Below are 12,337 nucleotides of genomic sequence, written 5' to 3' on the forward strand. Positions count from 1 at the left end.
AAATTGCTTTCTGGTCTGTAAGATTCAAGCACTTCAACCATGAATGTAGTATGAGTTTAGTAATTAACACACATAACTTGCTAACATTGTTTTGGATGACGTTAAATGTGTTCTGATTTTTTCGCGAATGTCACTCGACTGGTTTTGGCTTAACTTAAAAGCGCCATGCATCGTATTGATTTTAATCTTGAAAAAGTTAATGGCGTTAAACAGCGATTGGCGTTGATTAGCAGGCACGCTATCAAGCTGCCAATCACTATTTGAAAACTGCTCAAAATGCGTTATTTGCGCTTGCATTGACGCGTATTTTTCATCGTCAGTAGCAATAAGTGCGAGCTCACCTTCAACGATCACATTTGCGTACAACCACGTGGGGAGCTTAATGGCAGGGATAACCGTGGGTGAGAGGTAATGATCTTCACAGTGGAAAACTGCTTGAATAACACCACCTGTGTGAAAAATCGGGTTGTCTTTTGTAGCGTGTCCGAGCAAATAAGCATGGTCATCACTTAATGTTAGCGGTACAAAAACCGTCTTTATCTTGCCTTCCTGGATCACCGTCAGCGTGGCCAGCGGGTGTTTTGTGATCACAGAGCTGAGTATGTTTGGGTTGCTTTCAATGTAGTAGTTTCTTGGGTAGCTCATAACTTTTCCTCCAACCTCGCTTTCACTTCAGGCCACATCTCGTCAGTGATGGCAAATCGTGCTGTATTACGGTAACTTCCGTCGGGCAGGCGTCTATCTTTTAACGACAAGCCTTCAAAATGGGCACCGAGTCGAGCGATGGCATTACGAGACTTATGATTACATTCATGCGTTTGAAATTGCACACGCACCAGTCCAATCGCTTCAAAGGCATATTTGAGCAACAGGTATTTGGCGTGGGTATTAACATGCGTGCGTTGAAATTCAGTACCAATAAAAGTATGGCCGATTTCGGCACTTAGGTTGAGTTTATCAAGTCTAAACAAGCGGCTATTACCAGCCAGTTTACCTGAGTCTTTATCTATGATTGCAACAACAAGTTGTTCGCTTTCGTCAAACTGCGCAGAGCCGTAAAACCATTGCTCTATGGTTTTTTGATCGCGACAATAATTATTAAATACCCATTTCCAGATCTCGGTTTTTTTGCCTCGAGCCAATAACTCAGGTAAATGCGCGGCTTCAAGCGGAGTGAGCTTAACGCGATTGGATTCTAGCGTTTGTTTTGAAAGCATCAATTTTCCATTCATTCTGTGTTTTTAATGCTTGCATATTGCGCTGATTTTGGTTGATATAAAACAACCAGATTTAATAATTTAATTAGACCAGACTTGATTTCTATTAGCCCAAAAACACAGTCTCAAGATGCTAAACATAAACGCTTAGCAGATGTTTTACGCAGTGCCATTACTGAAGGTAAGCTCACACCCGGTGACAAACTTCCTTCTGCCCGAAAGCTGGCTGAGTTACATGGTATGAATCGGCACACGGTGATGAATGCGCTACAAAACTTGGTAGCTGAAGGCTGGCTGGTGGTTAAAGAGCGCAGCGGCTATCGAGTCAATACTGAACTACCTATTTTCAGTAGCCAACAGATAGACACAAAAGTGCCTGCTACACCACAAATCGTACCGCAATTTGCTAAAATACTGACCCCAGTAAGCAGCACTAAGCGTACAGCCTACCGCTATAGTTTTGCAGGGGGCTTACCGGATCTTCATGCTTTTCCCTATGATGAGTTTAAGCGGTTTTTGGTAAAGGCGTGCCGCAAAACCAATGTCAGTCATTTTCACTATTCAGACATTGCGGGGTGCGAGTTACTGAAATCCCAAATTCAGGGGTATTTGCGCAGAGCGAGGGGACTGGTATGTGATGATTTACTGATTTGTAATGGCTCCCAAGAAGCGCTCTCATTGGTGGCAAATGCATTTATTAATCCAGGTGATGGTGTTGCCATCGAAATGCTTGGTTATCCACCTGCGCGACACGCCTTTACCAATGCAGGCGCTGAAGTTTTTGCATTAGCACAAGATGCAGAAGGCATTAAAGTGGAGGCTTTGGCGCGCTGCCTTGAACAAAACAAGGTGAAGCTGTTGTATTTAACTCCTCTACATCAATACCCCACGACAGTGACTTTATCTGTACCGAGGCGCATGGCGATTTATCAGCTGTGCCAGCAGTATGGCGTGTTTATTATTGAAGACGATTACGACCATGAGTTTCATTATCTCTGCCCGCCGTTACAGCCAATGGCGGCAAGCGATCCAAGTGGTATTGTGATTTATATTTCTACCTTCTCAAAAATCATGTTTGCCGGTGCTCGTGTGGGTTATATGAGTGCGCGGGCCGATGTGCTCGCGCAATTGGTGGCACGTAAGCAGCTACTTAATCACAAAAATGATGCCCTTACCCAGTTGGCTGTGGCTTACTGGATGGAAGAGGGCGGGTTTGAGCGCCATTTACGCCGCATGACCAAAGCCTATCAAGGACGCCATCACGTGATGGGGCAGCACCTAAGCGAGCTTAAAGCCAAGTTAGATATTGACTTTGAAGTGCCACAAGGCGGAATGGCGTATTGGGTAAACAGCAAACGCGACGTCTCGAGATTATCTGAAAAAGCACTTGAAAAAGGGATTTACGTACAATGTGAGCCTGAATTTACTCTCGATAAGGCTAGTAGTTTAAGTCATATTCGCTTAGGCTTTGCGGCGCAAGAAGTCGAGCAACAGCAAGCTGGGCTGAGTGAGTTATTTGCTTTGGTCGCAGAGCTGGAGAAAAATCATGAATAAGCAACAAGCACTGGCCGAGTATGTTACATTCGGCCCACACAAAGAACAGGCGTTAAATATATTATTGAGCGATAACAGTGCAGTATCGCTCGCTATCAGCAAGGCGATGTTAAGCGTGGTATTAGCAAAATATCTCAGCGGTGAAATTGACGAAGATGACCTCGAAAATTGGGCTGGGTTTGTTGAACTGCGTGACGAGATTGATTGCACCTTGATAGAAGATTACCTCTATGCGTTGAATAATCCAGAGCTGATGGGTGGAATTAACCTCGATTCCATCGGTAACATGTTGAAACTCATTAAAGGTTAAATACAAAAGGAAATATCATGAGATTGATAGCGGCTGCATTGTTTTTATTACATTGCCAAATCACGTTGGCGGGAGGAGATGTGTGTGAAAATCCTATCTCAACGTTAGACATCAACGAGTGTGCAATGAGCGAGCTTAACGCGAGAACTGAAATACTTGAACGTTACTACCAAAAAAGCCTTGAGCATAATGCCTTTGATGAGCAACTGGTAGAAGCGATTAAAGCCTCGCAGTTGGCGTGGCAAAGCTATCTCGATGCCCACTGCGGCGCGGTATATACCCAATGGCGAGAAGGCACTATTCGTGGCGTGATGGCACTCGAATGTCGTAAGGAATTAGTAAAAACCAGAACTCATACACTTTGGGCTAACTTTTTAACTTATATGGATAGCACTCCACCAGTATTACCAGAACCAGAGTAAACGCGTGATTCTGGCAATAATTTTGCAATTGCCCCTTGGAGATATTATCCAGCTGTGGTTATGCGCCTATGCTGGTGTTTCATCTCTCAATAACATCACACCTAATACGATAAACCATAGGATTTGCCCCAACCCGAAGATAGCAGTGGTCACGTCAAAAAATGGGTTTGCTGAGAAAGAAGAAAGACCAGAAAACAATGTAAGGATTCCTGCAATACTGACCAACAACCCCCAATAATGCAACAGTGGACTAAAAACGTTATGTTTAATGCCAACATAGCTAACCACTAGTACCCATATTGCACCGACCAACTCGATACCACCGCCAAGCGCATCTACCACTATCGAGATGGTGCGATTAACCGTTAGGGCAAGCGCTGGATCGATCTCATAAAATTTTGCAATTGCTGCAATGCTGGTTAAAAAAACCATGGTACTTGCAAGTACAATTGCGGCCCATATATAACCCACTATGCTAGCAAATTTCATCAGCTCAGGAGAGGCTTTACTCAAGCGCTGCTGCATGGCTTGTACCAACACGATAAGCGTGAAGCTGAAAATAATCCCAATGACAATATAGCCGAGGAAAAAGGTGTCGCGATTTTGGATGAAAAAATCTAGGTAAAGCGCTGGGGTATTATGTCCACTGGAGTCCAATACTCCAAAAAATAATACAAAGCCAAACAAATAAGTTGCCGCTTCTGTGAGTGCAGCGACTCCTCCCCATTTTTGTAATGACATGGCTACTCCAAAAACTTGATTATTATTGTTGTGCTCAGTTTAGCAACATATGGAGAGTCAGCGCCAAAACAGGGGGGATTATTTGTAACAATAGTTTATCGATGTGGGTGTTTTAGGAACAATATTGAATATGAACAATGCTATCCGCATTACCATTTCGCATCATAATCACAGCACAGGCTGCAGGTGGAGCCATTGAGATGCCAGACATGGGTTCTCATGCAATCTGGTGAAGGTAAACAGCATAGCGAAGCGTCGCTATGCTGTTGAAATGAGGTTTGCAGGTTATGCAGGTGTTCTGCGTCTAACAAAAGCCAACAGCGTGCTTAGCATCGCTAGTAAAAAGCCGAACGCACCACCGGAACTACCTTTATCTTCCTTATCGGTAGTCGTTGGATTAGAACTCGCTTTATACTGCGCTTTAACAACTAGTTCACTGGTGACGTTGTCAAAAGTAGTATCCCACCCAGTAAATGCGTAGCCATTTCGTTTTGGCTCTAGAGGCGGTGTTGCTGCTTGCCCATGAGAAATTTCCACGGCCTTGATGACTGTACCATTCCAATCTACGAACTTAACTTGATACATATTAATTTCAAATTGTGCAGTAATGATAAGGTCTTGCTCCACTTTGCTAAAATCTCCATTCCATCCAGAGAATGTGAAACCTTCTCTGGGCGGAACTTGAGGAGCATTCGCGGAAGTACTTTCTTCAATAGTTTGAGTAGCAAGCACGCCACCGTCCCAATTCTTAAACACGACATTAAACAGTTTTGGTTCGTAGCTTGTTACTTGAAACGCGGTTTTGTTGTCTGTGTAGTCTAATTCAGGGAATTCTGACGAGAAGCGGACGGTTGGCGTAAATACGCCTACTTCGCTGGGCGTTACATTAAACGAGACTTGAACTGATTTAATGTCAGCGCCATTGCTAAAACTACATATGTGACGGTTACTTAACGCTTCACAGCTAGTAGTATATTCGTTATCTACTGACTCGAAATCAAGCTTTAATGCGGCTTCAGAATCTAGGTAAAGATGAAATTGACTAGGTAAACTGGGTAGTGTGTTTTCAGCTATTTCTAACGTAACTGGGATGCTAGACCCCATTTTTACCTGCTTGGCTCCCGTTATATCCCTAACAGAAATTTTATTGATCTGTTCTTCATCAACAAAGATATAAGGCGTAGCGCCTAACGTTGTTAACTCTCGCGCTTTAGCACCTTGGCTATATATTCCCGCAGAGTCTATTTGAGTACTAGCGTCTAATTGCCAAACACCTTGACCTTGTTGCAAGTCATCGTTGCTGAAACTCAAACCTTTAGTACCAACAAACTCATTTTGACTATTGCCTTGTTGCCATTGCTCTATAGTGAAAAGCTTATCTTCCGCGTCAGAACCTTCTGGTGCTCTGAGAGCATAATAACCTTTGGCCATCCCCGATAGATCTGACGCTGTGACTGTTAGCGTTATGTTTTGCTCACCATTCGCTGATGCCAGTTGATTAGATGAAAAAGCGATATGGTCGATTCTGGGTGGTACTAGATCTAGTTCTGTTTCATTTTTTACAGTGATGACAGAAGGTAAGCCTAGTGTATTAAAGTGTCCTCGGTTGTAAACTCCCATATTTCCGTTGCTGTCAGTGAGCATAGCTGTGGCAACAAACCACTCACCAGGTAGGTCTTTATCAGTAAAGGTGAAAGAATAATTCGAACGATAAATTCCTTCGACATCTGTTTCTTGCCAATCAGATGACTCAGCCTGTTTTATAGCAAGTGATTTATACTGGCTAGGTGGTGAAACCCTAATTACGCCTTTAGACATAGTCGACTGGTCGTAAGCTTCTACGGTTACGTTAACCGTCTTATCACCTGTATTTACATCAACTTCAGTGCCTGAAATCACAATAGATTTGATCTCAGGATTAACTCCTTCAGAGACCTTATCATTTGAGACGACGATGTATGGGTTAAAGCCGGCGGCTTCAATTTCACTCTCGCGAAGCCAAAAACGAACCGCGTTATTTACGTCAGTTACGTGGCCTAAGGTTAAAAACCATTTACCATTGATGTCGGCATCAGTAAAAGTAAAACTGACTTTACTTTCATACACACCAGTCTCATCGGTTTTCTGCCAATTAGAAGCTACTGCTGATTTGTTGCCACCCCAACTAAAGCCTGTTGGTGGTGATAAATAAACACGTGCGGATTTTACACCGCTTTCATCGTAAAATCTCAAGGTAATATCTACGGTTTTGTCACCGTCGTTGACATTAACTGAATTTGAGGTCAAGTGGATTGCTCTTAGCTCAGGTGGGGTTCGTTCAGTTTCATTTGTAGTTTGTTGGTGTTGCTGGCAATGGGTATTGAGCACTTCTAACATAGTCTCAGCGGGCAATAAATTGTCACTTACGCCACTGGCAGCATTTGCCATCAGTAATTCAATTTTTGTATCACAACCTATTTGTGGATCGGTGATGGTATCTAAACTGAGCGGTTGGCTTGCTTGTGCATTCATTGCAGCTAGCCCAGAGATTAGTGTTGCCAGTGTGGTTTTCGTGAAGAGATTAAAACTCATTGTTAGTCCTTTAAAGTTATAGTATGTGGCTCTATTTTTAGCGAAATACTCTGTTAGCACGGTTTAGTACTACAAAGTTGAGTAAATATCCTAAATTAGCATGTGGCTCTAAATCTTTAGAGAATTTTTTGTACTTGAATTGTGAACAAATGTGAAAGTCATTCTTCTCTACTCTGTTGCTTTAAGGTGCTTTTTAAGGTGATCAATAAAAAGTTGAGTTTTATAGGGGGTGTAGTTTGCCTTCGGATAATACGCCCACAATTGTTTTGTTTCTGATTTCACTTCAGGTAAAACTGGTGTGAGCAAACCTTGGTCAAGCTCTCTTTTCACATAGCTAGGAGAAATAAACACCAGCCCCAAACCTTGCACGGCCGCAGTCAGCATTGCGTCTAACTGATCAGAGACGAAGTTGTAATTGTCAAATTGGAAGGTGTCTCCATTTTCAAGAATAATCCCACCTAGCTTATGGTAGTAACTGCTTAACAACATTTTATGTTGGCGGAGATCATCCAGAGATTCGATAGGGTTATGCTGTTTGAGATAGTGAGGAGCACCAAAGATTTGCATTTGGTAGTCAATGAGCCGGCTGCCTTTGTGAGAGGCTGAGTCAAACGCTTCATAGTAGCGTGTGATCACTAAATCGTGATTAAGATCTGGGTGTGCGCCAGGGGCGATGACATTAAGATGAATTTTTAGCTTGGGATATTTAGCTAAAAATGAGGCGATATTTGGCATCAAGATGGTGCTGCCTACCGCGAGAGTTGATGCGATTTTCAAGCTACCTGATGGCGTTTGATTCAGCGTTTGTCCGTGATCAGTTAAACATTCAAACTGCGCAAGCCATATTGAAGCTTTCGGCAAAAAGTGCTCCCCAGCCTCAGTGAGATTAACTTGGCGAGTAGTGCGAATAAATAGCGTTAAGCCTAGTTGTTGTTCTAGCCAGTCAATTCGTTTGCTCACTGCAGACGCTGAAACACCTTCTTCATCTGCGGCCCGGGTAAAACTGCCAAACTCTACAACTTTGCTAAAGCTCCGTACTCCGGTTAACCAATCCATTAATTGTTTCCTGATGGGAATAAGTGTTTTTATTATTACCTTGTTTTTTGGATATTAAAAGCTCGGTAAAATTACCCTCTATTAAGTTAAGAGGAGCTGACGTGTTTCAAGTGGTGTTTTTAGCTGTTTTGCTGATGTCTTGCTCTCAGATCGCAAGCCAAATCTACATCCCTGTTTTACCTACTATCACGGATTCCTTACAGCTTACGCCTAGTCAAGGACAAGCAGCAGTAATTAGCTATTTCACTACACTAGGAGCTGCGCAACTGCTGGTTGGGCCGCTACGAGATAAGTTTGGCGATAGGCCTTTATTTTTTAGTGGGCTGGGTATTTTACTGTTAGGTACGGTTTTTTGCTCAATAGCATCTAGCGCCGAGGTATTTTTTATCGGTCGAGTGTTGCAAGGCATTGGTGCTGCATCGCCGGTGTTAATTGGCAGAACGCTTCTTGCTGCAAGATTATCAGGTGCAGAACTTAAAAGCGCGATGGCGACACTGGCAATGTCGGTGAGTGTGACTGCTATTTGTAGTCCATTCTTGGCTGGGGTGTTATCTGGCTGGGTAGGGTGGCAGGGGATGTCATGGTTTGCATTCGCATACTATGTTTTGATTTTGGTGTATGGCTATAGAATTATGCAGCAGAGCAGTAAAACTACTTTGTCGTTACGGCCAAACGCGCTCTTTTATGAATATCAAAGTCTATTGCTAAACCGATCATTTATTTCCCTCGCGTCGCTCAAATGGTTACCTACTTTTTTGTATCTTACCATTCAGTTGTATCTGCCGTTTTTACTGGCAAGGCAGTTTGGCTTGGAATCCAAAGCAATAGGTCAGGCGATGATGATCCCCATGTTTGGCTTACTCATAGGGTCAATATTAACTAAGGTATTGCAACGTAAGCGCTCCTATTTAGATATTGTAATTTGGACTTGGCCTGCATTAGTTGTCAGCGTGTTATTGCTGCTATTTGCAAGTGGTAGTGCGCTTGCTGTTCTGCTCGCTTATGCTGCGATTATGTTTGTATTTGGCGCGTATTTTCCAAGTTACATGCATCTCATTGGGGTTTTACATCCAGAAAAGGCAGGAACAGCGAATGCGCTGGTAGGGGCGGTTGAGCTGCTATTTTTTTCTTGCGTGGCATGGGTAGTCAATAAGTGGTTACTGAGTGGTGTAGAGTCTCTTGCGGTACTCGTTTTTGGCTGTGCATTGTTACTGTTTTTAACCTGGCGGCATTTATGCACTGTTTTTATGCCGGTTTGTAAAGAGTAATAAAATGCAGGGCTGCTACTAGGGGGCGTTTATTTTTGAGACTGATGATTATGTGTGGTCTGCGAGTGAGGAAAAATACCAATGCAGTTTGAAACCGAACGTTTGTCCATGAGACGTATGACAATGGACGACCTTGATGCAGTTTATAGCCATCGGAAAAATCCAAATACGTCAAAATATATTGGTGCGCCTGCCACGTTCGAGTCGGCAAAAGAGCGGCTAGTTCAAGCATGCCAGCCTTGGAAGGGAGAACAAGACGAGCGCTTGATCTTGGCTATAGTGAGCAAACAAAAAGGAAAACTGATTGGCGAGCTAGTTTTTAAATATGTCGACGAAGAGAAAAAGGTTGGTGAAATTGGATTTCGATTAGCGGAGGATGAAATTGGTTGTGGCTACGGCTATGAGGCTGCTGCGGCGCTGATAAAGGCGGCTTTTCAACAGTGTTCTGTCGATACCATTCAGGCAATGTGCGCTGTTGGCAATCAACAGTCGCAGCGGTTGATGCTGAAGTTAGGGATGAAACGCAAATGTCGTTTAAAAGCCTTTTTGGATATAGGCGATGAAAAGCACGATATCTATATTTATCAATTAACTAAGGCCTGTTATCTGGAATTGTAAAGGGAACAAAATACAGTTACTGTAAAAGTGGTTGATAATCCTTTGTCCGTATTATGTTTATTTGAGGAATTAAGATGGAATTTAAACTTTTAGCGCATCACAAAGCATTCATCCCAACCATTGCCAAGTGGTATTTTGATGAGTGGGGAAGCATTGTTGAGGAGGCCTCTGTAGAGCGTTTTGAGCAAAAGCTTTTAGACTACCTTAACGACTCTAGTATTCCTTGTGTAATCGTCGCGTTGGATGGCGACACAATCGCAGGAGTCGTGCAGCTTAAATTTCATGAAATGAGTATCTACACAGATAAAGAGCACTGGATTGGTGGCGTTTATGTGGATAAGCCCTATCGTGGAAATAAACTAGCGTCACGCTTAGTCAAAGAAGCAGAGCGATTAGCCTCAATATTTGGTGTTACCACGTTATATTTACAAACAGAGCATCCAGAAGGTGGACTCTATCGAAAACTCGGCTGGCAACCGCTCGAAAACGTCAATTACCGAGGCGTTGATGTCGTGGTGATGAGCAAAGCTTTGCTTTAGCTTTATACTGTAGCATAGATGCAAATTATGGTGGGTGTCGGTGTTAGCCGTACAGATTTCTATGATAATTTAAGAGAGTCAGATAAAGTAGCCTGACTTAAACAAACTAGTCTCCGATGAACTCGGGGCGATTCAATTTAGTAGTGATTCGCATACGTAGCATTTTTACTAAACGTTGGTTTTAGTGATAAAGATGGTGTACAGATAGCAGACACCCACCAGAACATAGATGCAAATTTATGGTGGGTGTCTGTGTTAGCCAGTTCTTTTTGCGACATAACAGAAATAAAATAAGGAATTATTATGAAAAAACACCTGCTACTTCTTTCCTTGATCAGCTCATACAGCTACGCCACACCTCAATATATCGACCTAAAGGAAGATACATTTCTCGATGGACAGCTTGACGCCGGATATACAATGTCTAGCTCTGAACTACTGAGAGTACAAGATGACTTTGTGCTCAAATCTGATAACAGTGTGACAAAGGGTCATTATCTTCACAATGACAATATGATCGAGTTCACCACAACAGACGGTAATATCAAGAAGCACTATCTTGGCAGGTTCATGTCTAATGGGTTATATCAGGGGACCTGGTATAACAATAACCTTGAATCTGGCGACTTCCAGCTAATGTTGCAATCGACAACTGGCGTTGCTGATCAGTCTTGTGACGAAGTAAAAATAAAAGATCCAGCGGCGCAATCAGGGATTTACACTGTTGAGCTTACTCAAAATGGTATCCCAACTTCTGTAGCCGTTTATTGCAATATGGAAGTTGCTCAAGGTGGATGGACTCTGGTTAACACCCGTGAGAAGAATGGTGGAGCATCACACACTCGCACCCAGGAACTGACAGATCCGATAACTCAAAAAAACCACTATATTGATGTGGCTGTGTGGCAAGCACTAAAATCGAATGCCACGCAGATCATGATTACGGATGGAAACAACGACAATTATGTAATGTTTGATTTTGCCCAGTTGGATACTGCAAATTGCCAGGTGCTGGTAGACGATCTGGCAAACACGCCTGTTTTTCACTCGGAACCAGGTTGCACTTATACAGGTTCTGACTATACCTACCTAAGCAATCCAAATAACGGAACTTATTTCACAACCGTTACTATTTACAATCTCGATTTTAAACCTACAGAACGCAGTGGTAAATATGGTACGGCAACGAGCGGTAACATGTTCTATTCACCGGAAAATATTCAAATTTACGTAAGATAAGCTATTCCCAGTTTTAAGTGTGGGCAGTGAAGACTGCCCACACTTTCACCTTCAGATATTAGCATATGTTTAAGCCGTTCCCAAAAAATAAGTGACATGTATGGACGCTCTGTGTAGTGGTCAACTAGTTCCGGACAGTGAATTAAGTTTTTCTTCTGCTACTGCTGGAGCTTGCATATCGTTATGACTATGAGGCCTTCTCCAGTTGTAATAGTTCATCAAGTAAAAGCTAACGTCTTGTTCAGCTTCTTTAAATGAACTGTAGCCTGTACTTGGAAGCCATTCCGTTTTGAGACTTCTAAATAAACGCTCCATCGGGGCATTGTCCCAACAATTTCCTCTGCGGCTCATACTTTGTGTTATTTGATATCGCCATAGTCTTTGCCTAAATTTGATTGAGCTGTACTGACTGCCTTGGTCTGAATGGAACATAACTCCCCTAGGCTTGCCTCTTTGTTCATATGCTCTATCTAATGCTTTGATAGTTAATGCAGTATTTGGCTTTTCTGACATCGCCCAACCGACTAAAATAAAAAATAAGTGACATCCATCACTATTAACGTCAAAGCTGAGGAATAGGCAAATTAGTGGTGGGTGTCAGCGATTTGCAGTTGATGGAAGTAACAGTCAAGATTGTTGGCCCAGCTAATTTCAGCCTTTATTCCCAGTTCTTAGACCAGAGCCGAATGTTAAATGTATAAAAAACCTAAAATCATAGTATTAACAATAAGATAGAATTACCCTCACGGCATCTCACCTGATCAGATCACCCAATTGAATTTGGCACCAAACGGATTTTTTC

The 12,337-nt window shown here is 42.7% G+C and carries 12 protein-coding genes and 1 pseudogene; 7 read left to right on the forward strand and 6 right to left on the reverse strand.

The annotated features are described in order from the left end of the window. Window positions 1-63 precede the first annotated feature (63 nt). Both MHN32_RS17430 and MHN32_RS17435 read right to left on the reverse strand, forming a co-directional pair. A complete protein-coding gene (locus MHN32_RS17430) occupies window positions 64-645 on the reverse strand; it encodes an FMN-binding negative transcriptional regulator (RefSeq protein WP_235368182.1) in 582 nt (193 codons plus the stop codon). After that, the gene (locus MHN32_RS17435) at window positions 642-1,217 is read right to left on the reverse strand and encodes a GNAT family protein (protein ID WP_010603638.1); all 576 of its coding nucleotides are present in this window, start codon (window positions 1,215-1,217) and stop codon (window positions 642-644) included. The genes MHN32_RS17430 and MHN32_RS17435 overlap by 4 nt, the downstream gene beginning before the upstream one ends. A gap of 96 nt (window positions 1,218-1,313) precedes the next feature. Here MHN32_RS17435 and MHN32_RS17440 point away from each other — a divergent pair, with 96 nt between their 5' ends. Genes MHN32_RS17440 through MHN32_RS17450 form a run of 3 tightly spaced genes read left to right on the forward strand, consistent with a single transcriptional unit; the run spans window position 1,314 to window position 3,503 of the window. Continuing rightward, on the forward strand, window positions 1,314-2,771 hold the full coding sequence (locus tag MHN32_RS17440) for a PLP-dependent aminotransferase family protein (RefSeq protein WP_239422403.1): 1,458 nt from the start codon (window positions 1,314-1,316) through the stop codon (window positions 2,769-2,771). Further along, the gene (locus MHN32_RS17445; RefSeq protein WP_010603636.1) at window positions 2,764-3,081 is read left to right on the forward strand and encodes a hypothetical protein; all 318 of its coding nucleotides are present in this window, start codon (window positions 2,764-2,766) and stop codon (window positions 3,079-3,081) included. Before MHN32_RS17440 ends, MHN32_RS17445 begins: the two co-directional genes overlap by 8 nt. Window positions 3,082-3,098: 17 nt before the next feature. Beyond that, window positions 3,099-3,503 (forward strand): lysozyme inhibitor LprI family protein, encoded by a 405-nt coding sequence (locus tag MHN32_RS17450; RefSeq protein WP_010603635.1) that lies wholly within the window; start codon window positions 3,099-3,101, stop codon window positions 3,501-3,503. 66 nt (window positions 3,504-3,569) lie between these two features. On the opposite strand, the gene MHN32_RS17455 is transcribed toward MHN32_RS17450, so the two are convergent. The 3 genes from MHN32_RS17455 to MHN32_RS17465 form a co-directional block, all read right to left on the reverse strand. After that, entirely contained in the window at window positions 3,570-4,244 is a 675-nt protein-coding gene (locus MHN32_RS17455) for a DUF4386 family protein (RefSeq protein ID WP_010603634.1), read from the reverse strand. A gap of 285 nt (window positions 4,245-4,529) precedes the next feature. Beyond that, window positions 4,530-6,815 (reverse strand): InlB B-repeat-containing protein, encoded by a 2,286-nt coding sequence (locus MHN32_RS17460; protein WP_239422404.1) that lies wholly within the window; start codon window positions 6,813-6,815, stop codon window positions 4,530-4,532. A 168-nt stretch (window positions 6,816-6,983) separates the two neighbouring features. Continuing rightward, window positions 6,984-7,871: a LysR family transcriptional regulator gene (locus MHN32_RS17465; protein ID WP_010603632.1), complete on the reverse strand. Its 888-nt coding sequence runs from the start codon at window positions 7,869-7,871 to the stop codon at window positions 6,984-6,986. Window positions 7,872-7,972: 101 nt separating this feature from the next. Here MHN32_RS17465 and MHN32_RS17470 point away from each other — a divergent pair, with 101 nt between their 5' ends. From MHN32_RS17470 to MHN32_RS17485, 4 genes are all read left to right on the forward strand, one after another. Further along, a complete protein-coding gene (locus MHN32_RS17470) occupies window positions 7,973-9,139 on the forward strand; it encodes an MFS transporter (protein ID WP_029215701.1) in 1,167 nt (388 codons plus the stop codon). An 81-nt stretch (window positions 9,140-9,220) separates the two neighbouring features. Beyond that, complete coding sequence (locus tag MHN32_RS17475) at window positions 9,221-9,757, forward strand: GNAT family protein (RefSeq protein WP_239422405.1); 537 nt, start codon at window positions 9,221-9,223, stop codon at window positions 9,755-9,757. 74 nt (window positions 9,758-9,831) lie between these two features. Further along, entirely contained in the window at window positions 9,832-10,296 is a 465-nt protein-coding gene (locus MHN32_RS17480) for a GNAT family N-acetyltransferase (protein ID WP_239422406.1), read from the forward strand. A 303-nt stretch (window positions 10,297-10,599) separates the two neighbouring features. Further along, window positions 10,600-11,535 (forward strand): fibrinogen-like YCDxxxxGGGW domain-containing protein, encoded by a 936-nt coding sequence (locus tag MHN32_RS17485; protein WP_211865033.1) that lies wholly within the window; start codon window positions 10,600-10,602, stop codon window positions 11,533-11,535. A gap of 120 nt (window positions 11,536-11,655) precedes the next feature. Here MHN32_RS17485 and MHN32_RS17490 read toward each other — a convergent pair. Continuing rightward, a pseudogene (locus MHN32_RS17490) lies at window positions 11,656-12,063 on the reverse strand (DDE-type integrase/transposase/recombinase); the annotation flags it as partial. Window positions 12,064-12,337: the final 274 nt, after the last annotated feature.

Origin of the sequence: Pseudoalteromonas sp. Of11M-6 (genome assembly GCF_022347905.1) — a bacterium.
GTDB lineage: Bacteria > Pseudomonadota > Gammaproteobacteria > Enterobacterales > Alteromonadaceae > Pseudoalteromonas.